The organism is Verrucomicrobiota bacterium (assembly GCA_038744685.1).
Classification (GTDB): domain Bacteria; phylum Verrucomicrobiota; class Verrucomicrobiia; order Opitutales; family Puniceicoccaceae; genus Puniceicoccus.
Genome location: JBCDMB010000020.1, coordinates 1 through 22152, shown reverse-complemented (window position 1 = coordinate 22152; position 22152 = coordinate 1). Strand labels below are relative to the sequence as shown.

22 protein-coding genes are annotated in these 22152 nt (G+C 51.8%); 13 read left to right on the top strand and 9 right to left on the bottom strand.

Annotation, left to right across the window (positions count from 1 at the left end; genetic code table 11):
- The first annotated feature begins 112 nt into the window (after positions 1 to 112).
- Positions 113 to 607 carry a DUF2059 domain-containing protein gene (locus AAGJ81_11455; protein MEM0966755.1) on the top strand — a complete coding sequence of 165 codons (495 nt, stop codon included), beginning with the start codon at positions 113 to 115 and terminating at the stop codon, positions 605 to 607.
- Here the strand turns inward: AAGJ81_11455 and gluQRS are convergent.
- The 3 genes from gluQRS to AAGJ81_11440 all read right to left on the bottom strand — a co-directional run bounded on the left by gluQRS (position 604) and on the right by AAGJ81_11440 (position 3063).
- Entirely contained in the window at positions 604 to 1473 is an 870-nt protein-coding gene (gene gluQRS / locus AAGJ81_11450; GenBank protein MEM0966754.1) for a tRNA glutamyl-Q(34) synthetase GluQRS, read from the bottom strand. The genes AAGJ81_11455 and gluQRS overlap by 4 nt on opposite strands.
- Positions 1474 to 1537: 64 nt before the next feature.
- Positions 1538 to 2086, bottom strand: coding sequence for a heme-binding protein (locus AAGJ81_11445; GenBank protein ID MEM0966753.1), 549 nt, complete (start codon positions 2084 to 2086; stop codon positions 1538 to 1540).
- A gap of 92 nt (positions 2087 to 2178) precedes the next feature.
- On the bottom strand, positions 2179 to 3063 hold the full coding sequence (locus AAGJ81_11440; GenBank protein ID MEM0966752.1) for a UDP-2,3-diacylglucosamine diphosphatase: 885 nt from the start codon (positions 3061 to 3063) through the stop codon (positions 2179 to 2181).
- Between the two features lie 148 nt (positions 3064 to 3211).
- Between AAGJ81_11440 and AAGJ81_11435 the strand changes: the two genes are divergently transcribed.
- Genes AAGJ81_11435 through AAGJ81_11425 form a run of 3 tightly spaced genes read left to right on the top strand, consistent with a single transcriptional unit; the run spans position 3212 to position 4505 of the window.
- Positions 3212 to 4000 carry a hypothetical protein gene (locus tag AAGJ81_11435; GenBank protein MEM0966751.1) on the top strand — a complete coding sequence of 263 codons (789 nt, stop codon included), beginning with the start codon at positions 3212 to 3214 and terminating at the stop codon, positions 3998 to 4000.
- A gap of 55 nt (positions 4001 to 4055) precedes the next feature.
- On the top strand, positions 4056 to 4301 hold the full coding sequence (locus AAGJ81_11430) for a hypothetical protein (GenBank protein ID MEM0966750.1): 246 nt from the start codon (positions 4056 to 4058) through the stop codon (positions 4299 to 4301).
- Positions 4302 to 4346: 45 nt separating this feature from the next.
- Complete coding sequence (locus AAGJ81_11425) at positions 4347 to 4505, top strand: small basic protein (protein MEM0966749.1); 159 nt, start codon at positions 4347 to 4349, stop codon at positions 4503 to 4505.
- A 31-nt stretch (positions 4506 to 4536) separates the two neighbouring features.
- Here the strand turns inward: AAGJ81_11425 and nth are convergent, their stop codons facing one another.
- Both nth and AAGJ81_11415 read right to left on the bottom strand, forming a co-directional pair.
- The gene (gene nth, locus AAGJ81_11420; GenBank protein MEM0966748.1) at positions 4537 to 5166 is read right to left on the bottom strand and encodes an endonuclease III; all 630 of its coding nucleotides are present in this window, start codon (positions 5164 to 5166) and stop codon (positions 4537 to 4539) included.
- Between the two features lie 136 nt (positions 5167 to 5302).
- Entirely contained in the window at positions 5303 to 5977 is a 675-nt protein-coding gene (locus AAGJ81_11415; GenBank protein ID MEM0966747.1) for a hypothetical protein, read from the bottom strand.
- 163 nt (positions 5978 to 6140) lie between these two features.
- Between AAGJ81_11415 and nifJ the strand changes: the two genes are divergently transcribed.
- From nifJ to AAGJ81_11400, 3 genes are all read left to right on the top strand, one after another.
- Complete coding sequence (gene nifJ / locus AAGJ81_11410) at positions 6141 to 9689, top strand: pyruvate:ferredoxin (flavodoxin) oxidoreductase (GenBank protein MEM0966746.1); 3549 nt, start codon at positions 6141 to 6143, stop codon at positions 9687 to 9689.
- A 10-nt stretch (positions 9690 to 9699) separates the two neighbouring features.
- Positions 9700 to 10698, top strand: a complete 999-nt coding sequence (locus tag AAGJ81_11405) for a dihydroorotate dehydrogenase-like protein (protein ID MEM0966745.1) — start codon at positions 9700 to 9702, stop codon at positions 10696 to 10698.
- 340 nt (positions 10699 to 11038) lie between these two features.
- Entirely contained in the window at positions 11039 to 13183 is a 2145-nt protein-coding gene (locus AAGJ81_11400) for an ATP-dependent DNA helicase RecQ (GenBank protein ID MEM0966744.1), read from the top strand.
- 110 nt (positions 13184 to 13293) lie between these two features.
- Here the strand turns inward: AAGJ81_11400 and AAGJ81_11395 are convergent, their stop codons facing one another.
- Positions 13294 to 13599, bottom strand: a complete 306-nt coding sequence (locus AAGJ81_11395) for an FmdB family transcriptional regulator (GenBank protein ID MEM0966743.1) — start codon at positions 13597 to 13599, stop codon at positions 13294 to 13296.
- A 14-nt stretch (positions 13600 to 13613) separates the two neighbouring features.
- Positions 13614 to 13925 carry a hypothetical protein gene (locus AAGJ81_11390; GenBank protein ID MEM0966742.1) on the bottom strand — a complete coding sequence of 104 codons (312 nt, stop codon included), beginning with the start codon at positions 13923 to 13925 and terminating at the stop codon, positions 13614 to 13616.
- 61 nt (positions 13926 to 13986) lie between these two features.
- On the opposite strand from AAGJ81_11390, the gene AAGJ81_11385 reads away from it, so the two are divergent.
- Together AAGJ81_11385 and aroQ are read left to right on the top strand one after the other, a co-directional pair.
- The gene (locus AAGJ81_11385) at positions 13987 to 14742 is read left to right on the top strand and encodes a Nif3-like dinuclear metal center hexameric protein (protein MEM0966741.1); all 756 of its coding nucleotides are present in this window, start codon (positions 13987 to 13989) and stop codon (positions 14740 to 14742) included.
- Between the two features lie 159 nt (positions 14743 to 14901).
- Positions 14902 to 15348 (top strand): type II 3-dehydroquinate dehydratase, encoded by a 447-nt coding sequence (gene aroQ, locus AAGJ81_11380; GenBank protein ID MEM0966740.1) that lies wholly within the window; start codon positions 14902 to 14904, stop codon positions 15346 to 15348.
- Between the two features lie 49 nt (positions 15349 to 15397).
- Here the strand turns inward: aroQ and AAGJ81_11375 are convergent, their stop codons facing one another.
- Complete coding sequence (locus AAGJ81_11375) at positions 15398 to 16405, bottom strand: adenosine deaminase (protein MEM0966739.1); 1008 nt, start codon at positions 16403 to 16405, stop codon at positions 15398 to 15400.
- Between the two features lie 37 nt (positions 16406 to 16442).
- Positions 16443 to 18185, bottom strand: coding sequence for a hypothetical protein (locus AAGJ81_11370; GenBank protein MEM0966738.1), 1743 nt, complete (start codon positions 18183 to 18185; stop codon positions 16443 to 16445).
- A gap of 118 nt (positions 18186 to 18303) precedes the next feature.
- Between AAGJ81_11370 and AAGJ81_11365 the strand changes: the two genes are divergently transcribed.
- From AAGJ81_11365 to AAGJ81_11350, 4 genes are read left to right on the top strand one after another with little or no spacing between them, the layout of a single operon-like run.
- On the top strand, positions 18304 to 19179 hold the full coding sequence (locus tag AAGJ81_11365) for a prephenate dehydrogenase/arogenate dehydrogenase family protein (protein MEM0966737.1): 876 nt from the start codon (positions 18304 to 18306) through the stop codon (positions 19177 to 19179).
- Complete coding sequence (gene aroA / locus AAGJ81_11360; protein ID MEM0966736.1) at positions 19172 to 20503, top strand: 3-phosphoshikimate 1-carboxyvinyltransferase; 1332 nt, start codon at positions 19172 to 19174, stop codon at positions 20501 to 20503. The genes AAGJ81_11365 and aroA overlap by 8 nt, the downstream gene beginning before the upstream one ends.
- Before the next feature lie 10 nt (positions 20504 to 20513).
- Positions 20514 to 21221 (top strand): (d)CMP kinase, encoded by a 708-nt coding sequence (gene cmk / locus AAGJ81_11355; GenBank protein ID MEM0966735.1) that lies wholly within the window; start codon positions 20514 to 20516, stop codon positions 21219 to 21221.
- A 16-nt stretch (positions 21222 to 21237) separates the two neighbouring features.
- Positions 21238 to 21906 (top strand): lysophospholipid acyltransferase family protein, encoded by a 669-nt coding sequence (locus AAGJ81_11350; protein ID MEM0966734.1) that lies wholly within the window; start codon positions 21238 to 21240, stop codon positions 21904 to 21906.
- The last annotated feature ends 246 nt before the right edge of the window (positions 21907 to 22152 follow it).

Sequence of the window (22152 nt, the reverse complement as noted above, 5' to 3'; positions counted from 1 at the left end):
GGCAGGACAAAGCCGTGTTGCAAAACCAAATCAGAAAAGACCTCGATTTACCCAGAAGGGTAAGTCGACGAATTCACTCGACCCCTCCCCCAGAGCAAGTACCCTTCGGTGCATGAAAATATCATTCTTTGTTGCCCTCCCGCTGTTCTTGTCCGTCACCTCCGGCACATTCGCTGAAACCGTCGAGTCCGCACCATCCGACGAGTCGATTCTGGAGCTAATGGAGCTGATGGAGGTGGAACAAATCCTCGATCAAACCATCCAGAGCATGGAGAGCATGATGGAAATGGCGATCAGTCAGTCACTCGCCACCAGTGGCGCCAGCAAAAAGGATTTCGAGGAAGCCGAAAAAGTGAGGGAAGTCATGATGGAGTGGCTTGAAGAAGAGCTCAGCTACGACTTCCTTATCGAACTCTACGTGCCCTCGTATCGGGAGACATTCACTCAGGTTGAGGTGGATCAGTTGATTGAGTTTTTTTCAGGTCCAGTCGGCCAGATGTTGATTCGCAAGCAGCCCGAGCTTATGAACAGCTTCCTTCAGAAGTATCAGAGTGAAATCGGACCGATGATGGAACGTTTTCAAACCAAACTTACTGAAAGTCTTTAGGATCTTTCTGAGTGGCTACGTTGACCAGAAGGTTGCCACTCCAAGACCTCCTTCTGCGTCATCCCGGAGGCTCTCATCTCGCGAACCGCCAAAGAGCGTTCCGACTTTGAGAGCCGATTCCCTTTCTCGTCGTAAACTAAAGGGAGGTGGCGAAACGAGGGCGGCTCCTTGCCCAAAGCCTGATAAAGAAGAATCTGGCGCGCGGTCGAAAGAAGCAAATCTTCTCCCCGTACGACTTCTGTGATCTCCATTGCGATGTCATCCACTACAACCGCCAACTCATAGGAAGGCTCACCTGTTTTACGCCAAACAAGAAAGTCCCCAAAATCCTCCCCTGCGACAAAATGCTGAACGCCCTGAACCCCGTCCTCAAAAGTGATCTTTAAACCCTCCGGCACTTTGAATCTCCAGTTCACTTCTTCGTCCATCGCGTCTCCGCGGGCAAATGCACTTTCCCGTTTCGACGGGGGGATTTTCCAGGACCCGTCCGATTCTCTATCCAATCCCATTAGACTCAATTCTCTGCGCGAGTAGGAACAAGGGTAGATGAGTCCATCTTCTGCCAGGCTTTGCCAAATCGACCTGTAGTACCCCATTCTCTCGCTCTGACGGTAAGGCGAATACGGCCCTCCAGGATTTATCCCTTCATCCCAGTCGATTCCAAGCCACTCCAGATCTTCCAAAATAGCTCCTTCAAACTCATTTCGACACCTCTCCCGATCAATATCTTCCATCCTAAGGACCAATGACCCTTTCTTACTCCTCGCACGCCGCCATGCTTCAAAGAACGTCTTTGCGTGCCCGGCATGCAGCCATCCTGAGGGAGTGGGGGCGATTCTTCCCCTGTAGAAGCTTTCATTCTGCATGGTTTGCTACCTCAAGAGAGAAAAACCTCCCATGATTAGCCGTCTGTGGGCGACTACATTCTCGTCAGGAATCTACCGCAACGGGTTCTACCTCCACCATCACTTCAAACTTTTTCAAAAACCAGAGCGTGAAGGGACCATTCCAATACACCGCAACAGGATCGCCGACCACCTTCCATTGCTCATTGGCGGCTAGCCAGGCGAAGAGTTCTTCTTCTTTTTCGCGGTAATTGCTTTCGCTGTAGGAACCACGACCACCTACGGACACAACGGTGCGCTCTGGGACTTCAACCACTCTCACCTGCTCCGTATCGCCCGTCACTTTGTCCACTTCGTCTGCAGCAACCCAAAAATACATTTCCCCCGGATTCACCTTTGCCTCTACAGGGGTCGTCATCGCAATGTCTCTTTTGTCTATGTAGTCAAAGAGTGGCCGGAAAAGTTTCCCTGAAGAGGCAAAATAACTAGCGTCCGAATTGCTCTCCAAAAGAACCCCTGCGGGCAGCTCCTTTACCTGAATCTCTCCCGGCGGTGTCTGAGGAAAAGCCTGCTCGTAACCAAACAAAGAACCTCCGGTCAAGAGACCGGAGAGGACCCATCGTGTCACCTTCATGATCTACGATTCCACGATGGAATCCATATTTCAAATCAGATGTGCACAACTGTTCGAACGGCCCGAGGAAAATTCTTGAGAGGCATTTCCTGTCAACGTTGCGGCGAGGGAGTTCCGTTGAGAAAAGCCTCGTTCTCCCACACCGGATCCTCTTCAACAGGGGGAAGTTCTACTTCCTCAGACCCGCGGTTGTCCTTCTCATTTCGAATGGCCTTTTCCTCTAATCGACGTTCGAACTCGTTGAAATCGAAGATCTCAAAACTCCCATCAAAATGCTCCACTAAAACCGTTCTGGATTCAACCCAGTCTCCACTGTTCAGGTAATGGATTTCCTCGACGAATTTGTCTGCTGCCGTGTGGATATGTCCACAAATCACTCCGCAACAGTTTTTAGACCGCGCCAAATCCCTAAGCTTGTCTTCAAACTTATCAACAAAACTGACGGCACCCTTAACCTTCGCCTTGATCTGCTTGCTCAGCGAATAGTAGGGCTTCCCTCTCCATGACCTGAACTTGTTGTAAATCCGGTTGATCCGAAGGAGGGTCTGGTATCCTACCGCCCCTAAGATAGCGATCCATTTGTGGTTGGTGGTAATGGAATCAAAACCATCGCCGTGTACCACCAGATAGTCTCCTCGGGGCGTTGAGTGGATGAACTCATTTACAATATGAAGGCGGTCGAACTCCAACGGCAGGAACCGATACAAGATATCATCGTGGTTCCCCCGCAAGTAAACCACCTCCGTATCCTTCTTCTCCAGTTTCTTCAAGATTAGCCGGATAAAACGGGTGTGTTGTTTGGTCCATCCTCCTTTGCGGGATAGGCTCCACCCATCAATGATATCTCCATTGAGAATCAGCCGGTCGGAGTGAGAGTGTTTTAAAAAGAAGTTCACCTCGTCGATCTTGCAGTCGCGGGTTCCGAGATGAACATCTGAGAGAATAATTGTCTTAAACTTCAGAGTGACTCTTTTCACAGGCTATTGTCCGGTTTCCCCCACCAAAGCCTAAGCCACGACCACGTCAACGAAGATGTGCGTTTGCAACGGGATTGTGACGAACACGCCCAGCGTCTGCAGCGAGAGACGTTGACCCAAACTCCAAATTTAGTCTATCCTCTGCTCTATGCCAGCTGTATTGCTATGGTTGTTCCGCCGGTACGTCGCGCGAGTCGCCCTGTCGCTGGCAGGGCTTCTTTCGCTGAGCTTCATCGCCGAAGGCAAGGTTCATGATTTGATCTCCATCGACGGATCAACCATCAAAGCTGAGCTCGTTGAAATGGTGGGGAGAGATTCGGTTACGATCCGCAGGGAAGATGGAAGAGAATTCTACGCTGTCCCTCTGGACAGATTTTCTGGCGATACTCGCACTGCAATCATCGATTGGTTTAAGTCTATTGAAGACGCCCGGCTTTTTCCCGACATAAACAGTGATTCCGAAATCAAGATTGGCTTCTCGAGAGGACGGGACGACGACCTGAACGAAGATGGAGATCCTGATGATCGGGTTGTTACGTTAGAACCAAGCATCGTTTTCTACAGCGACAATTTCGAAATCACCTATCAGAACGTCGAGGGAACAGTCATTGTTATTGGGGAAAGCGTCCTGACCCGAGATGAGATGAAGGTTCTCAATAGACAAAATTTCACCGTGACGATTCCGCCAAGAGAAAATGTGCGTTGGGAGGGCAAGCCTTTTACCAATCGCTACGACTCCAATGCCAGAAATGGTTCTGCACATGGCTACAAATACGAGGATTATCTCATCATACTCTACAACCGAGAGGGTGAACCAGCTATCATCACTTCCTCCAGAAACTTCTATGAAAAAATCGCTGACCAAATTATGAAAGCGTCGCCAAAAAAGAGCTACAACGAGGACTTTTCGGAAGAAGTAGAGGAGTCACGAGTTTAGCGATTGTCAAAGTTCCTCCAAAATGATGACCTGTCGCTTGCTTTGACGCACTGCTATGTCTGAAAAAAAACTAACTTCTCCAGTCACGATCCTCATCGATCTCGCACTCACAGGGGCTTTCTTCGTTTTTATGACCGTGATGCTTCGTCCCTTTGTGCCCGCCCAGACTCCTCTCTACGTCTGGGGCTTCGCGGCCTTTACCGCTCTTCCTTTAACCGGTGTCTTTTGGCTGGCCTCGCAGATGTTCAGGGTAACCTTGACCGACCAACTGCGCCGTTCCAAAGCCGAAAAAGAGGCTTGATTAGAAGTCTTTTCAGGGCATTCTCCCTCCTTTTCCTAAATTGTCATGTCACAGCATCGTAGTTTTCAAGCTGGTGGATCCGCCAGCCTCAAAAAGCGCAACGTTCTTTCCCGCTTTGAACGCGTAGAGCTCCTTCGCAAGCGCGGCGAGTGGAAGGCAGGCGACCGCGTGGTCGGTCTGAAAAAGACTAAGCCCGAGGAATAACCCTCACACCAGAGAGTTCTGGCCCCAAGAACTACTTCTTCTTCGGAAACAAAACTCCGCAAATCGGGCACTGCTCTTTCACGCACGAGCGGGCTTTGCAGTGCTCACGCCCGAAAAAAATCATCCGCAAGTGTAGTTGGCCCCACTCCTCACGAGGGAAAAGGCGCTTCAGATCGCTCTCCGTGGTCACCACGTTTTTTCCTGAGCTCAGTTTCCAGCGTTTTGCAAGGCGATGGATGTGAGTGTCGACAGGAAACGCCGGCTGGCCAAAAGCCTGTGCCATCACCACCGACGCGGTCTTGTGACCCACTCCGGGCAACATCTCCAATTCTTCAAAGGTCTCGGGAACGTTCCCACCGTATTCCTCAAGAAGGATTCTCGAAAGACCGGCAATCGCTTTTGCTTTCGTGGGTGAAAGGCCGCAGGGGCGAATGATTTCTCGAATCTCTTCGACTCTGAGTAAGACCATTTCCTGAGGAGTCGAAGCCTTGGCAAAGAGCCCAGGAGTCACCTGATTCACCCTTTTGTCGGTGCACTGAGCCGAAAGTAAAACAGCAACCAGTAGCGTGAACGGATCCGAGTGGTCCAAAGGCACTGGTGTCTCTGGATAGAGTTCCGCGAGCTTTTTACGGATAAATTCAACCCGCTCTTTTTTTAGCATGATCAAGGAAAGGGATTCGGACCAGTGACCTCCTAAGGTCCAAGAGGCACTGTCTTCACTCGGTCATTTCACCACCCTCAAAGTGAACTTGCGATTTGCTCGACTGACCATTCTCCGACCGCAATCGAAAACCTCGTTACTCGTTCTCCGCCATCGAGTAGCTAAAGAGGTCCTCTCTGGTATCGATAACCCATTCCCCGGAACCGTCCATGAAGTCGTACTCGTAGCGAATCAAACCAACGTGTGGAGCCATATAGTACCTCTCTCGCATCGATGCGTCAGCGTCGTCCTCGACCAAGTCGGTCATTTGATAAACAACTGCTTCAAACGTGCCTGCCGGAACCGTAATCTCCTCATCAACCGAAAGAACTTCGTAGGATAGACCATCTGCCTCATACTCGTGCCCTGCCTCCGTCGGGAAAGGCAGAGTGAGTGCGAAGTCCGAGAGTGAACTGGGTGGCGCTGGATCTTCCCAATCTTCCCAAAAATTGTAAGACCCCTCGTCCGATAGATACTCCCAATAATAGCTGTAGCTATCTGGGTCGATCTCTGCACCCATCAGCCTTTCAAAAAGGGTCCTCCAGTCGGTTAGCAGTTCTATGCGGTAGATCGTCTTACCTTCGAGCTTCTTGACTTCGACCACCGTTTCTCGGGAAGTCCCACCAGAGACCTGTTTACCGTCCTCGAAGTAATAAGCGGTAAAATCCCACCGCGCATCCTCTGCACGTGGCTGAATTTCTTTAGCCGAAATCCATCCTGTTCCCCCAAGGGAAGCCGCCAAAACAAGCACCGTCCAATCTTTCCTTTTCATTGCTCGGTTCCTAAGCCAATCCGTCCAATTCGACAAGAAGTTGTTGCTCGATGCCGCGGCTTCTTAGAAACGGCAAGAGGAGAAAAAGTGCCGCTTATTATAAGTTTTTCTTGTCAAAGATTTATTTTTTATTCAGAATTTCTAATCACCTTTTCGACACCCCATGAAAAAACCGACCCACTCCATCCACGATGGGAACGAGGCCGTGGCTTCCGTTGCTTACCGTCTTAGTGAAACCATCGCGATCTACCCGATAACCCCCTCCTCTCCCATGGCAGAGCATTGTGATGAGTGGTCAAACGCTTCCGTGCCCAACCTCTGGCAAATCGTTCCCGAAGTCACCCAGCTCCAGTCCGAGGGCGGGGTTGCTGGTGCTATCCACGGGAGCCTTCAGGCTGGAACCCTGTCGACAAGCTTTACCGCATCTCAGGGTCTGCTCCTAATGATCCCCAACCTTTATAAGATCGCGGGAGAACTAACTCCATTCTGCCTTCACGTAACAGCGCGTAGTCTGGCGACTCACGCACTTTCGATCTTCGGTGATCACTCGGACGTAATGGCTTGCCGTCAAACCGGGTTTGCACTGCTCGCATCAAATTCGGTGCAGGAGGCACAGGACCTCGCTGCTATTTCACACGCGGCAACCCTTTCTTCCCGCATACCCTTTCTTCATTTCTTCGACGGCTTCCGGACCTCGCACGAGATCAACACCTACGAAACTCTTTCCGACAGCGAACTTCGCGAGCTCATCCCACTGCGTGATATTACTTCTTTCCGCTCCCGCGGATTAACGCCAGACGCTCCAGTCCTTAGAGGAACCGCGCAGAATCCGGATGTCTTCTTTCAGGCCAGGGAAGCTGCGAATACTTTTTACCACGCTTTTCCCGGTATTGTGGAAGATACCATGGAAAAGTTTCACCGAATCACGGGGCGCTCCTACCATCTGTTCGAATATACCGGTGCCCAAGACGCAGAGGATGTCGTCATTCTCATGGGATCGGGCGCTGAGACCGCTGGGGAAACATCCAACTGGCTCAACCAAAACGGCCGAAAAACCGGAGTCCTAAAAGTGAGGCTGTTCCGCCCCTTCTCCGTGGAGCGCTTTCTTCAGGCCCTCCCAGCGACCGTTCGCAGAATCGCCGTTCTTGATCGAACGAAAGAACCGGGTGCCATCGGTGAACCACTTTATCAGGATATTTTATCCGCTCTCTCAGAAGGACGACAAAACCCTCTCTACTCAAGCGTTTCGGAACCACTCGTCGTAGGGGGTCGCTACGGCCTCGGTTCCAAAGAATTCACCCCGGCAATGGTGAGAGCTGTCTTTGACAACCTCGTCGCAGAAAACCCGAAGAACCATTTCACCGTCGGGATCGAAGACGACGTGACCCATCTGTCCCTGCCGGTGGACCAAGATTTCGACCTTACCAACGACGATTGCTTTGAAGCAGTCTTTGTCGGACTAGGATCCGATGGAACCGTCGGGGCCAACAAGAACACGATTAAGATCATTGGTTCCGAAACCGAGAATTTTGCACAGGCCTACTTCGTTTACGACAGCAAGAAGTCCGGTGCAATGACCGTGTCCCACCTTCGTTTCGGACCCAATCCAATCCGCGCCCCTTATCTGATCAAAAACGCGAGTTTTGTCGGGTGCCATCAATTCTCATTTATTGATCGCTACGACGTTCTCGCTCACGCAGGGGACGGTGCCATTTTCCTTCTGAATTCACCCCACGGCCCGGAATCCATTTGGGACCGACTCCCAATCGAGGCCCAAGAGACCATCCTCGCGAGGAAGATCCGCGTCTATGTCGTAGACGCCTACAAGGTCGCCCGCGAAGCCAAGATGGGGGACCGGATCAATACCATCATGCAGACTTGCTTCTTCGCGATCTCAGGCATTCTACCGCGCGAGCAGGCAATCGGAAAGATCAAGTCCGCGATTGAAAAGACCTACGGAAAGAAGGGAAGGCCTCTCGTTGAGAAAAACTTCGCTGCCGTAGACGGTTCGCTTGCTAATCTGCATGAGGTAGCCGTTCCGCAGGATGCAACACCCTCGAAGAGGAGAATTCTTTCTCCCGTTCCCAATGAAGCGCCAGAATTCGTCAAGCGGGTGACTGGTGTCATGCTTGCAGGGAAGGGCGATCTCCTGCCCGTTTCCGCATTTCCTCCTGACGGCACCTGGCCCACCGGGACGACGCAATGGGAGAAAAGAGGGATCGCACAATCAATTCCACTCTGGGAATCCGATCTTTGCATTCAGTGCGGGAAGTGCGCCTTTGTATGTCCGCATGCTGCCATTCGCGCCAAGATTTATCCTCAATCATACACGGGAAAGCTCTCACCCGAATTCCGGTCGACGGCTTACAAGTCAAAAGAAGTCGACGACTTCCTCTTTACGATCCAAACCGCACCCGAGGACTGCACGGGATGCAACCTGTGCGTAACCGTCTGCCCGGCGAAAGACCGAAAGAATCCTGGCCGAAAAGCCATCAACATGGTTCCGCTTCAGTCTGTCATCGAGCAGGAGCGGAAGAACTATGACGAGTTTCTCAAGCTCCCCGATCCCGATACCACTTCACTCACCCTCGACCCGAAAACCAGTCAGCTGCGCAAGCCTCTGTTCGAATACTCAGGCGCCTGTGCCGGGTGTGGGGAAACGCCCTATCTCAAACTACTCACCCAACTGATTGGGGATCGCCTAATCATCGCCAATGCGACTGGTTGCTCTTCAATTTATGGAGGCAACCTTCCAACCACTCCTTACACCGTAGACGAGAACGGACGCGGTCCCGCGTGGGCGAACTCCCTCTTTGAGGATAATGCTGAATTCGGATTTGGGATTCGATTTGGCGTCGAGAAAAAGTCGTCGATGGCTCGCGAGTTTCTCGGGATGCTTGGGGGTTCTCTTGGCGATGAACGTGTGAGCTCGATCCTCGCTGCCCCACAAACGACCGATCTCGATATCAAAATCCAACGGGAGCGAGTCTCCGACCTGAAAAATGCTCTCCGCAATCTAAACGACCCGAGAGCCGAGGCCCTTCGACACCTTGCAGATTACCTCGTTCGGAAATCAGTTTGGTGCGTTGGCGGTGATGGATGGGCCTACGACATTGGTTTCGGCGGTCTCGACCACGTCCTCGCCAGTGGAAAGAACATTAACGTTCTCGTTCTCGACACCGAGGTATATTCCAATACAGGCGGCCAAGCCTCGAAGTCTACTCCGATTGGCGCCGTAGCAAAATTCGCGTCCGGCGGAAAGGACTGCGGAAAGAAGGATCTTGGCCTGGTTGCGATGAGCTACGGGCACATCTACGTCGCTTCCGTTGCGATGGGTGCCAAAGACGGCCAAACCTTGAACGCATTTCGGGAAGCCGATTCTTACGAAGGACCTTCTCTCGTCATCGCCTACAGTCACTGCGTCGGACACGGGTACAACTTAAGCCAAGGGGTGGACCAACAGAAAAAAGCCGTCCAGTCCGGTTATTGGCCATTGTTTCGTTACGATCCCCGACTTGCGGACGAAGGAGAGAACCCGCTACAACTCGACTCTGGCGACCCGAGAATTTCCCTGCGTGAATACAGCGAAAACGAGGTCCGGTTCCGGATGCTCTTCCAATCAGACCCGGAACGAGCGAAGGACCTCCACTCTTCTGCAGAGAAAAATCTCTCTCGCCGTCGCAGATACTACCAACATTTGGCCTGCAAGTAGTCGCACTGTAATGGAAACCACACTACGGACAAACTACCTCGGCCTCGCCCTAAAACACCCACTGATTGCGGGTGCTTCCCCTTTGGTTGATTACACTTCCAAGGTTCGTGAGCTCGAGGACGCTGGCGCAGCCGCAATCGTGATGCATTCTCTCTTCGAGGAGCAGCTGTCCTTTGGGATCGAAGGCGAGAATGCCCACGTGCATGGTCATGAGGAGACCTTTGCAGAAGCGACTTCGTATTTTCCCGGTGATGTCGATTTTACCCTCGGTCCCGATCATTACCTTGAGAGAATCACAGAAATCAAACGGATGGTTTCGGTTCCAGTAATCGGTTCTCTCAATGGACGAACGCCAACCGGATGGACAGAATTCGCGGCCGATATCGAGGCGGCTGGTGCCGATGCACTGGAGCTCAATCTCTACTTCCAGCCAACGGACGCACAAACCTCATCCGAAGCACTGGAAGCAGACGCGGCCCTAACGGTCGAAAAAGTCTGTGCCCGGATATCGATTCCGGTCGCTGTAAAGCTCTCTCCCTACTTCTCCTCACTCCCCCACTTTATCCGCCGACTCGAGAATGCCGGAGCAAAAGGCGTCGTTCTCTTCAACCGATTTTATCAACCGGATATCGATATCGAGAATCTTGAAACCCTTACAACCCTTCACCTTTCCGACAGCCAGGAACTCCTGCTTCGCCTTCGCTGGCTTGCCATTTTACGCGACCGATTTCCGATCGATCTTTCCTGCAGTGGCGGCGTGCACAGTGCCTCTGATGCCATCAAAGCAATCATGGCGGGTGCTGATACCGTTCAGCTGGTCAGCGCCCTTTTGCGAAACGGTCCCTCATTTCTGGCTACCGTGCTGCGGGAAATGGCTGAATGGTTTGAGGAATTCGAATACGCCTCGGTCGACGATGCCAGAGGCAGCATGAGCTACCGCAAAACACCCAACCCAGAAGCGATCGAACGCGCAAATTACCTGAAGATCCTGCAAAGTTGGAAACCCTGATTCCAAGACACGTCAAAAGTTTCCCGATCAGTAGACACTTCCAGAATATCTTCGAGTAAAATCCCGGTTGTGGTTCGTATTCGCCTTGGCGGCCAAAACCTTTTCATAGTTCTTTTCCCAGGATGGCCGGCTTCCTTTCACATGAGTCACGTCGCCATTCTGGTTTCGAATTACCACAAGATATCCCTCATACTTATACCCGAATTGGGCGTATTCATTGTCATCGTAGCGGGCGCCTCAAAAAGAAAATGACCGTTCTGTGAATCGGTAAAGGTTCATTCTTGCTCCCACCAAACAACTATACAAGTTTTCACTGGTTTCCGTCCTCTCTCATTCGCTGATGAACCTATCTCTTTCAAATGAACTGAACCGTCTCTTCGGCTTCAGCGATTTCCGTGGTCCACAGGAGGAAATCGTTCAAGATATGATCGAGGGTCGGGACGTTTTGGTGGTTCTTCCTACCGGTGGGGGGAAATCTCTGTGCTACCAATTGCCCGCTCTCCTCTCGAGAGGCATGACCCTGGTCGTATCTCCTTTGATCGCTCTCATGAAGGATCAGGTGGATGTGTTGAAAGCACGAGGCGCGCCCGTCGCCGTCTTCCATAGCCTCCAATCAGACGAGGAACGGCGGGAAACCCTCGAACTGATCCAATCCGGTGAATGTCGCCTACTTTATGTCGCACCCGAGCGTTTCCGCGCCAACGGATTCATAGACCTTCTCAAAGCGCACAAGATTGATCGATTTGCGATCGATGAGGCTCACTGCCTCTCTCAGTGGGGCCACGATTTCCGACCGGATTATCTGCGGCTGGGAGATGTTGTCTCACAACTCGGCCGTCCTCCTGTGGCTGCATTCACTGCGACCGCTACACCGATCGTGCGCAAGGACATCGCCGATCATCTTGGGCTGATCAATCCGGTGATTCGCGTCTCCGGTTTTTCGCGACCAAATCTCGCCTTCCGGGTGCGGAGAGTAAACGGAGAAAAGGAGAAGCTGGAAGCTATCGGAAATTTAGTTAGCAGATGGAAAACGGGAATCATTTACTGTGCGACTCGCAAGAAGGTCGAGAAAGTTTCTCAAACTCTATCCGATCGTGGAGTTTCGGTCATTTCCTACCATGGTGGAATGGATGGTAGTGCTCGCGAAGATGCGCAAAACCGTTTCATGGCCCGCGAATACGACGTTGCCGTCGCGACAAATGCTTTTGGAATGGGAATTGATCGGGCGGACGTACGCTTCGTGATTCATCATGAGCTTCCAGGCAGTCCAGAGGCCTACTACCAAGAGGCAGGACGCGCCGGGCGCGACGGTGCCCCTGCTGAATGCGAACTTCTCTACAACTACGCAGACCGCAGAACCCAGGAATTTTTTATTGAAGGCGCCAATCCGGATGCTCACCTGATACGGGCAGTCTACGATCTCCTCCGCACACTAGCGGACTCCAAAAATGAGGTTCTGCTCACGATTGACGATCTCGTCGATCACTTGCCAGACCGGGAGAACCCTATGGGAGTTTCGACCTCTATTGGAATTTTGGCACGAACCGGATGGATCGAACGTTTCGATGTTTCTGGACGCAGACTCAGGGGGACCCGCATCCTCCAGCCAAAGAAAGAGGGTTCGGAAATTCCTCTCGACGAAAATGCGCTTCGCGAGAAGAGGAGAAGGGACATGCTTAAACTGGAGTCGGTTATCCGGTTTTGCGAAGATCAGAGCACCTGTCGGCAGGAGTGGATACTCAATTATTTTGGTGAAGAAAGCCTGTTGCCTTGCGGAAAGTGCGATTATTGCACTTCCCGGGAGGATCCAGACTTGCGCGCCCCGTCCGCCGAAGAACAACTTGTTGCGAGGCAAATCCTCAGTGCCGTCGCACGCATGTCCTTTCGCACCGGTCCCCGGTCATGGGCACCCAGATTCGGTAAAGCAAAGATTCTCGATTGCTTGCTCGGAATCGAATCTGAAGGTCCGACCGCCAGTTTCATCAGCGGTCTCTCCACCTTTGGAATCCTCACTGATGAACCAAAAAAACGAATCCAAACTATCATTCGCGAGCTGGAAAAACGTCACTATCTCCGCACGGAAAAGCCGGACCTGTATCCCCTCGTCAATCTCACCGATAGAGGGGTCGCCGTTCTTCTTGACGGGCAAGCCTGCCATTTGGACTGGGACACAACGCCAAAAGGTAAAAAGCGCCCAAAAAAGACTTCCGAAAACAATAAGATTGTTGAAACGTCTGACCCTGAAACGCAGGCACTTTTCGAAGAACTCCGTGATCTACGAAGACAAATTGCCAGTGAAAGAGGTGTTCCCGCCTTTACGATTTTTCATGATCAAACCCTGATCCATCTTGCCAAGGAAAGGCCGCCAGACGTCACGGCCGCAATTCGAATCAGGGGAATTGGGCCAGCGAAGGTGGAGAAGGAACTACCTTTGTTTTTGGAGAGAATCAGGAAATGGGAAAAAACAGGAGCTTCATCCTTTTGATTTCAAAAGCAACGACACCACTAGCTTTTCCGGATTCTCCTTTGTAACGGAATAAACAGAAGCATGTAGGCGAATCGACTCGCACTATCGGAGTTCGGGCGAGACCACTCCTACACATCTCCCGCATGGGGATCGAGTTCTTCCGGACCTTTTCCGACGTTTGCCTTGAAGTAACGCCCTGTAGTTTTGTCTCTCTCGTATTTAGTGAATCCCGCTTTCGTTAACTTCCCTGATTCCAACTTTCCATCCCAGTCAGCGTAGGTGGTATTGATCCCCGGAGAGGTGAAAACCTTGCGCAAAAGCTCACCAGTGACTGGATGTAGCTTCAACGGTTCTGCACCCAAGGGTTGCTCTGCTTCAAAGATCTCGACCACCTCGCCTTTTTCATCGAGCACCTCGTAGGCATAGATAGGCATGGATCAAACGGAATCTAACCTTTCCGAACTACGTCCTTTTTCTCCTCACACTCAGCTTCAAGGCGGTTCTTTTCGTCTCGAAGTTCTCTCTCCAGAGACTCGACTTCTTCCAAGGCACCTTTCGAGCGGGCTGCGACAATCTTTCCCTGCAGGAACACCTCCCTCTCCGCTATCTTCGCACGATAGGTCTGAGAGATTTGCTCTAGCTCGGCCTTCTGGCTGTCAGAGACTTTTTCGGTGGATGGTTCGTCTTTTTCCAGGCGTTCCATCGCTAATTCGTAGGCACTTTTCATGGGAGAGAAAGTAGCAGGTTTAGCCTGAAACACCAACCCTCTTTAGCCATACCCCTCCTTGCCTTCCACAAGGTTCCATGCAATCACCTTACGTATGGCAAGCCTCTCTGAAGTCGTCTCTTTTTGCGATCGGCGCACCCGCCGCCGCGACATTGTTGATTTCGCTCCTGCCCATAACGGATTGCAACTGGAGAATGACGGCACGGTCACAAAAATCGGTGCTGCAGTAGACGCCGGAGAGGTTCCCTTCCGCTTAGCAGCCGAGAGAAATATCGATTTCTTGATCGTTCATCACGGACTGTACTGGGTAGCACCGATTCCTATTACCGGGCCGCACTATCGTAAAACCCGCCTCGCACTCGAAAACAATCTGGCGGTCTACGGAAGCCATCTTCCTCTAGACTGCCACCCCGAGATCGGAAACAATGCTCTTCTCGCAAAAGCGCTAGGCCTTACCCGAATCGATACGTTTCTGCCTTACGAAGGAACACCCATCGGGCTCGTTGCCTCTTCCCCAGAAAGCCGTCAACAGCTGCGGTCGAGGCTGGAACAGCTCTTCCCAAGCCATGTGATCGCGATAGAAGAAGGTTCGGAGAATCCCGGGAAGGTCGCTATCCTTACCGGCAGTGGCTCAAGCGCAGTGGAGCACCTTTCTGAGATCGGCGTCGACACGCTCATCACCGGAGAATTGAAGCAACACTTCTTCAACATCGCTCAGGAAGAACGGCTCAATCTGTTTCTCTGTGGCCATTATCGAACCGAGACTTTCGGCGTAAGGGCACTAGCAGAGGAAGCCGCCGAATACTTCGGCCTCCCCTGGGAGTTTGTCGAAACCGACTGCCCAATTTGATAAAACGGCTCGATCTATCTGCTTCGTCGACAGTTAAAACGAAAGGGATCGAACCACGAAGCTGGCTTGATTCACACAATTCGAGAAGCGTTGAATCTCATCTCGCCAAGACTTAAAAATCCGCTCGTCTAATCAAAATTTGGAACATTAACTCTCCACATGGCAACTTCGTGCTCTATCGGGCTGATGAACGGTCCCAATCTCGGACGGCTGGGAATTCGAGAACCCGATGTCTATGGAAGCATTACTCTGGACCGGATTGAAGAAGCTTTCCGAATCGAAGCCGAGAGGCTTGGTGCCGCTGCTGAGTGTTTCCAATCCAACCACGAAGGAGAGTTGATTGATCAACTAGAGAGGTGGACAGATGCTGGTTTCGCGGGAGTTATCATCAATCCGGGTGGGTTTACACATACAAGCGTTGCTCTTCGGGACGCAATCGCATCCACGGGACTTTCCGTGGTTGAGGTCCACTTATCGAATATCCATAGCCGGGAAGAATTTCGTCATCGCTCGGTTACGGCGGGTGCCTGCTCCGCTGTTCTGGCCGGCATGGGTCCGGAAGGATATTTAGCCGCTCTAAGATTCCTCGTTCAGATCCAGAAGTAGCGGTTCCCATAGTGCGAGCGATTGCTCGCCCTTCCTCGCACTTCTTGATCTAACCTTCAAGCCCGTCCTCAATTCTGTCCAGTTCAAGCTCGAATGAGGCTTTCTGAGAAAACGAAAGGTCAGCGACTTCGAAGCCGTTTCGGGCGATTTGAACGAGTTCACTCCGCGAAAACCCACAATGCTTGTAGAGCATTTCATAGTCATCGATTAAGCAATTTCCAAAAAAGGTAGGGTCGTCGGTGCTGATCGTGACCCGGACTCCTTCGTCGAATAGCTTCCGAACTGGATGATCGGACATTCGCTCGATCGAGCCAACCCTCAGTTTCCAGTTGCTAATCGGGCAGACGTCGAAAGTGACACCCTCCTCCTTCACCAAAGCGACGGTCGCCGGATTCTCGATTGCGCGAACTCCGTGTGCCACCCTTTTCACTTGTAGATCCCGGACCACGGTCTCAACAAAATCGGCTCCTCGAAACTCACCCGCATGCGCCCGGTTCGACTTACCCTGTTCGCGGTTTACTCTCCAAACTTCTGCCGTCCAGTCCTCAAAGGGCAAGGTTTCAGGCCCGTGGAGATCGAGACCAAAAAGACTCTTCCATTCTGGAGACTCGTCTATCCAGCCCTTGAGCGGGCTGTTGTAATCGTTGTGAGCGAGGCCCGCATAAACCCTAACCTCCAACCCAGAAGGTGCCTCTTCCAGAATTGCCTGAATCACTTCTTCGGGGTGCAAATTTGAGATTCCCATCACGATTCCCAGGTGGAAACTCACCTCCAGATAGCGGACGCCCTGCGCCTGACACTCTCGAAAAACAACATGTGCCGCCTCCCGGTAGCGCTCGAGGGACACAAAGAAAGGTAGCGCACAAGACAGAAGTCTTTCGTTAAATTCGTCGAACTCCGCGTATCGAAATTCAGGGTCTTCAACCGGATTCGCACCCCTTGGCAAATCGGGCACATACTTTTGATAGAGCCAATAGGGAACGGCTCCTTCGAGATGAAGATGGGTTTCTGTCTTTGGCAGAAGAAGAAGAAACTCTCTCAGCGAAGTATCCGTCACGCGGGCAATTGTTTTAGCCAGGCTGAAATCCTCTGCTCTAAATCCTGGGATCTTCAACCAAGCTGAGAGGAAATCCCTCTTCGTCGACAACGAAACGAAAGCCCACCATTCGATTCCGCTCACCCCGATCGAGGGGAACTGGTTCTAGTTCCCGTATCTGGGTTTCCATCATTCGTAGATTCCCCCCAATCTCAACTATCGATTCTCCCGGCACGGTGGATACGACCATCTCCGACACATTCCCGAGCAAATGGTAAAAACCATCCTCGTCTGGATCGTTTGCCTGAACCCGACGTGTATTACTTTCTCCAGCCTCCGATGAAAGAACAGTAAGCGCCTCCATTTCAGCAGATTTTTCGGCCACCAAGAGGAACTCATTCAGGGTAGGCAAGCGCACCGTTTTGGCCGTCACCCAGCTAGCCCTTTTCAGAAACAGTTCAATCTCTGGCAATGAAACGCTCTCTACCGGTAAATCGCCTCCAACATTTCGACTCGGATTCGTCTCGGAGACTAGTTCATAGAGAAATTGAGGCACTTCCGAAGCATACATGAGGGATCCGGATTCCCCAGGGATCGGAAGCAGATCTGTTTCAATCGCCGATGAGATGCGCCTAAGGTCCCTCTTTTTACGATTCAAGTAGGCGACTCGAAGAACGAGCGGCTCAATCGGTAAAGTGCTCAAGGAGAAGCGCAGTTGAAACTGATCCAATTGACCCTGAAGCTCGCCGATGATCCTCTCTGACTCTCCATAATCACCATCGTTAAGCGCCTCGTTCAGATCCGCTTCCAAGCGTTTCATTCTTTGGTAGGCCTGAAAACCTGCAGCGTTGTCTTTTCGGATCCGGAGACTCTCTTCGCGAGACCGGGAGGCATAGGGACTTTTCGGAAACTCCAGCGTTAGGCTCCGCTGCAATTCGCGAGCTCGCGCAAAAACCGTTGATGCTTCATCGTAGGACCCCTCGAAAATCAGATCGTCACCCTCATCAATCAGGTCATCAATTTCACGCTTTAACTTCCCGGAGAGGACCTCCGCTTCTTTCTCTCGCAGGCGATTGGCTCGTAGTGGTTTTGCCAACGAAAGCCCGGGGTAGAGCCGGTTGATCTGTTCCTGTATTTCCGCTGCATCAGCAAACTTCTCTACCGCCAGCACCAGCTCACCCTGTTCCTCGAATTCGTCCCCTTCCCTCTCCAATTCAACCGACCTCTCGTAGAGAGGCTGGACATCCATCTGCTGAACGAGGCGCTGCAGGCGAGACAAACGTGCAAAATCGTTGAACGAACTAGTCCCATGATTCTCTCTTAGCTGCTCGCGAATGCCAAGAGCCCTCCGGTAGAGAACCAAAGCCCTTCCCGAATCAATTGCCTCAACCGCCTTGGCTTCAGCCTCAACCCGCTCCGCTTCGCCAGCTAAAATTTCTCCCTGGTATTCGCTGAACTTACTTTCAAGTCGTTCAAGACGGCCTTCTGCAGAAAAGTCCCTCGCTGGAAGTGAAGCGATAAACTCTTTCTGCAAATCAATTGAACGTTGGAGTACATCCATGTCTTCCCCATCGACTATGCCTTCAATGATCCGGGAGTCGAAATCCCGCTCGAGCTCCTCGCTTCGTTCAAGAATCGCCAGTGATGTCTGATCGGAAATTCGCTCATTGCTATTCGTTCCAGCTGGCCGCGGTCCGAAGCTGGACAGCAGGAAAAATAGACCAATGATCACGATCGCAAAAATTGAAACAATTAGCCAATTGATACGAGTCGGGGAGGGACGTCTGCGGTGAGGAGCCATCTTACGGTAATTGCCCGCATTAACTAACAGCCGAGCATTGGATTCAACCTTTTACCGATCTGAAGAATTTGCGAGCGCAGGATTGCCCAAAGCCTTTTCACTATCCTAGGTTCTGTAAATGAGCACCTTTGACACAGCGACGGTCTTGGGAGTCGGTCTTCTGGGAGGATCGCTTGGCTTGGCGCTCCGCAAACACCGCATCGCTGAAACCATTTTCGCATGGTCTCCGAGTGCATCCACCCGCGAGGCCTGCGAAAGCGCATCTTGGTGCGACGATGTCTTCGACAATCCCAAGAGCGCCTGTGAGGCTTCTGATCTCATCTTTCTCTGCGGACCTGTAGATCAGATTCCTCCACTGATGGAGGAGGTTTCTTCGGCGTGCAAAAAAACCTGTTTAATCACTGATGTCGGAAGCACAAAAAAACGGATCTGCGAAGCCGGAAACAAAATTTTTCCGCCCGGAACGGGGCCTACATTTATTGGATCCCATCCAATGGCAGGTTCAGAAAAATCCGGCCTTCGATTTGCCTCCGCGGATTTGTTTCAGGGAAAGACCTGTATCCTAACTCCAGGAGAAGCTCACCTTGATGCCGCCGAAACCATAGGGTCTCTTTGGAAACAGGTCGGCATGAATCTTTTCCAATGCTCCCCGGAAGAACATGACCAACTCGTTGCACACATGAGTCATCTACCCCATGCAATTGCAGCCTCTCTTTCGAAGACGCTACAATCGTCACCGCGAAAATGGCTGGAAAGTGCGGGTGAAGGCCTCAAGGACACAACGCGAATCGCTGCTGGAGACCCACAACTGTGGAGTGCTATATTTCTTGAAAACCGAGAGGCAGTTCTTGGTGCGATCTCATCAGCGTCAACCGTCCTCAATGAGTTCCGTGATGCGCTCGAACATTCCGATCGCGATAGTTTGGTAGAATTTTTGAAGCATGGAAGGTCGTTCCGCAAATTACTGGAAGGCATAGAAAAAACGGATGAGTGATCTCCCCGTCATTCCGTTTCGGAGGGCGGTAAACGCCGTTGCAAGAGTTCCCGGTTCAAAAAGCATTTCAAACCGGGCACTGATTCTTGCCCTGTTATCTGAGAAAACGGTCACGTTGAAAAACCTCCTGCACAGTCAGGATACAGAAGTAATGCGGAATTGCTTCGGTGAATTGGGGGTTTCTGTTACCGAACCCTCCAAAGGTACAGTTGTCATTGAAGGAGGTGCGGAACCTGTTCGGTCGAAAGAAGCCAATCTTTTTGTCGAAAACGCCGGAACTGTGGCGCGGTTTCTTCCGGCGGTTCTCTCCCTTCTGCCTCGAGGAGAGTTTTTCTTCGATGGATCTGATGCGATGCGAGAGCGACCGATGGTAGGATTACTCGATAGCCTCCAATCGCTCGGTAGTGACGTTCAGTTCAAAGGCAGAAGCGGATTCTTTCCTTTCATCCTTCGGGCAAACGGATGGTCCAAGAAAACTCTCGTTGTCGATGCATCCCAAAGTAGCCAAATCCTGTCTGCCCTTCTCCTTTCCGGAACCCGTGCACCGCATTCAATGCGATTCGAGCTTTCGGGAGAGACGGTATCCAAACCTTTCGTCCAAATGACTCTCCGTATGATACAGCAATTCGGCGGGCGTGCTGTTCAGGACGATAACCTTTTCGACGTGACCCCGGGCCTGCCCGGTCCCGAGAAGGAGGAATATGAGATCGAACCAGATGCCACCGCCGCATCCTATTTCTTTGCCCTTCCGCTTGCGGTGGGTGGAACTTCGCAGGTCCACTGCATTCCGGAACAGTCCCTTCAGGGCGATCTAGAGTTTCTCAAGGTGCTTGAAAGAATTGGTTTCACCGTAAACAGACAAGATCAAACGGTCAGCACCACCCTTATCGGTCAACCCTCTGCCAGCGATTCTGATTTCAACGCCTTTTCGGATACTTTTTTGACGCTCGCTGCACTCGCGCCGCTCATTGAAGGCACCACTCGGATCCGAGGCATCTCCCACACTCGCCACCAGGAAACAGATCGGGTCTCTGCGATGGCCAATGAATTGCGCAAACTGGGCCAGATCGTAGAAGAGGACATGGACAGCCTGACCATTACTTCCGATCGTTCCGCTCTAACCGCGAGGACAAAGGAGGCTCCACTCACGGTTGAGACCTATGAAGATCACAGGATAGCGATGAGCTTTGCTATCCTAGCCAGCCACGACCTTCACGGTGACGGGCGGCCCTGGATCTCAATCCACGACCCGGACTGTTGCCGGAAAACATTTCCAAATTTTTTCGATGAGCTTGCTCGTCTCCGATCAATCTCCAACTCTTGATTCAACCCTTATGCCCGCACTCTCAGACGAGACCTCTCCTGAAATTGTTGTGACCACTATAGATGGCGGTGCTGCCACGGGAAAATCTTCGACCGCTCGTGGCGTTTCCTCACGCTTGAATTTTCTCCACGTCGACACCGGATCACACTATCGAGCCCTCACGTATCTTCTGATCGAAAGGAACATAAGAGCTGAAGAGAGTGAGGAAATGAGCATCGCCCTTTCCGAACTCGATCTCTCTGCACACGTCGAAGGCAATCTAGCCGTTCTTGAAGCCAGCAACGAATCAATCACTTCAGAGACTCTCCGGAGTAAAACCGTGAATGAAAACGTTTCGGCCTTTTCGGCTATTCAATCTGTCCGACGAAAGCTTCTGAACTACCAACGCTGGCATACTCAACTCGCCGCCCAAGAAAGTTTTGCCGGAATTGTGATGGAGGGGCGGGACATAGGTTCGGTCGTTTTTCCGAAGGCTCCCTTCCGGTTTTTTCTTGAAGCAGATACGGATACAAGAATTCGGCGTCGCTCCGACGAGGGTCAGCAGGACTCTGTCGCTGCTCGCGATAAAGCCGATAGCGGACGAAAAAACGCTCCACTACAGTGTCCGGAAGGTGCGGTTCGGATCAACACCGTGACTTTCTCGCTAGAAGAGGTGATCGATAAGATCTGCTCCATCGTTGAAGGCAGCGTCTCCACCACCAATCATCCAGCCAGCTGATTCTGCATTTAGGCTAATGGGAGCAGAATCAAATACGTATCCGGAGACCCCAACCAAACCCCTTTACCGTATCGGATGGAATCTCTCTATGGCGGTTTTCGATTCTCTCTTTCGAATTGAGAACTATGAGAATCATCATGTTCCCGAGCGGGGTCCGTTTCTTCTCGCTGCCAATCACATCAGTTATCTTGATCCTCCTGCGATCGGTGTCTCGTTCAGACGGCCGATTCATTATTTTGCTCGCGATACCCTGTTCAGGGGCCCGGCGGATCGAATTCTCCGTGGTGTAAATGCGGTCCCGGTCAACAATCGCGGTGGCAGCGACCTCACTGCCATGCGTCGTGCGCTCGATGTCCTAAAAGAAGGAGAGGGATTGTTGGTGTTTCCCGAGGGCACCCGATCACCGGATGGCAATTTTCTTGAACCCCGCCGAGGCATCGGACTCCTAGCCTGCAAAGGTGGGGTTCCAGTCTTGCCAGCCCGCCTGTTTGGTACCTTCGAAGCGCTTGGACGAGGAAGGAAGCCCCGATTCGGAGTTCCGCTGCGAATCCGCTTCGGACCGCTATTACAGCCAGAAGAGTTTGATCCTGGCCGTTCGGCGAAAGATCGTTTCGATCAAGCAGCCGAAAAGATCATGGCCTCCATCCGAAGGATCAAAGACCCATTCCCGCCAGTAGCGATTTAGAAAAAGGGCTGGGGCACCAATTTGGACCGCGGACTTCAGTCCGCATCCGTGCGTTAGCGAAGGTCAGATATCTATGTAGGGTTTTGAACTTCTGACCACTCCGACGATGCGGACTAAAGCAACTGTGATTAAATCAAGCGCAAATGGGATCATTTTTCGAAAGATTGTCAGGGAGAAAGTCTGGTTTGTTGAGAAGGCTTTGCATACAGATGAGGATTTTTCTCATAGCGGCAACGATGGCGCATT

What these genes read in the sequence shown, in the direction of transcription:
- AAGJ81_11455 (MEM0966755.1), top strand. Translation starts at nt 113, where the DNA reads ATGAAAATATCATTCTTTGTTGCCCTCCCGCTGTTCTTGTCCGTCACC.
- gluQRS (MEM0966754.1), bottom strand. Translation starts at nt 1,473, where the DNA reads ATGCAGAATGAAAGCTTCTACAGGGGAAGAATCGCCCCCACTCCCTCA.
- AAGJ81_11445 (MEM0966753.1), bottom strand. Translation starts at nt 2,086, where the DNA reads ATGAAGGTGACACGATGGGTCCTCTCCGGTCTCTTGACCGGAGGTTCT.
- AAGJ81_11435 (MEM0966751.1), top strand. Translation starts at nt 3,212, where the DNA reads ATGCCAGCTGTATTGCTATGGTTGTTCCGCCGGTACGTCGCGCGAGTC.
- AAGJ81_11430 (MEM0966750.1), top strand. Translation starts at nt 4,056, where the DNA reads ATGTCTGAAAAAAAACTAACTTCTCCAGTCACGATCCTCATCGATCTC.
- AAGJ81_11425 (MEM0966749.1), top strand. Translation starts at nt 4,347, where the DNA reads ATGTCACAGCATCGTAGTTTTCAAGCTGGTGGATCCGCCAGCCTCAAA.
- nth (MEM0966748.1), bottom strand. Translation starts at nt 5,166, where the DNA reads ATGCTAAAAAAAGAGCGGGTTGAATTTATCCGTAAAAAGCTCGCGGAA.
- AAGJ81_11415 (MEM0966747.1), bottom strand. Translation starts at nt 5,977, where the DNA reads ATGAAAAGGAAAGATTGGACGGTGCTTGTTTTGGCGGCTTCCCTTGGG.
- nifJ (MEM0966746.1), top strand. Translation starts at nt 6,141, where the DNA reads ATGAAAAAACCGACCCACTCCATCCACGATGGGAACGAGGCCGTGGCT.
- AAGJ81_11405 (MEM0966745.1), top strand. Translation starts at nt 9,700, where the DNA reads ATGGAAACCACACTACGGACAAACTACCTCGGCCTCGCCCTAAAACAC.
- AAGJ81_11400 (MEM0966744.1), top strand. Translation starts at nt 11,039, where the DNA reads ATGAACCTATCTCTTTCAAATGAACTGAACCGTCTCTTCGGCTTCAGC.
- AAGJ81_11395 (MEM0966743.1), bottom strand. Translation starts at nt 13,599, where the DNA reads ATGCCTATCTATGCCTACGAGGTGCTCGATGAAAAAGGCGAGGTGGTC.
- AAGJ81_11385 (MEM0966741.1), top strand. Translation starts at nt 13,987, where the DNA reads ATGGCAAGCCTCTCTGAAGTCGTCTCTTTTTGCGATCGGCGCACCCGC.
- aroQ (MEM0966740.1), top strand. Translation starts at nt 14,902, where the DNA reads ATGGCAACTTCGTGCTCTATCGGGCTGATGAACGGTCCCAATCTCGGA.
- AAGJ81_11370 (MEM0966738.1), bottom strand. Translation starts at nt 18,185, where the DNA reads ATGGCTCCTCACCGCAGACGTCCCTCCCCGACTCGTATCAATTGGCTA.
- AAGJ81_11365 (MEM0966737.1), top strand. Translation starts at nt 18,304, where the DNA reads ATGAGCACCTTTGACACAGCGACGGTCTTGGGAGTCGGTCTTCTGGGA.
- aroA (MEM0966736.1), top strand. Translation starts at nt 19,172, where the DNA reads ATGAGTGATCTCCCCGTCATTCCGTTTCGGAGGGCGGTAAACGCCGTT.
- cmk (MEM0966735.1), top strand. Translation starts at nt 20,514, where the DNA reads ATGCCCGCACTCTCAGACGAGACCTCTCCTGAAATTGTTGTGACCACT.
- AAGJ81_11350 (MEM0966734.1), top strand. Translation starts at nt 21,238, where the DNA reads ATGGGAGCAGAATCAAATACGTATCCGGAGACCCCAACCAAACCCCTT.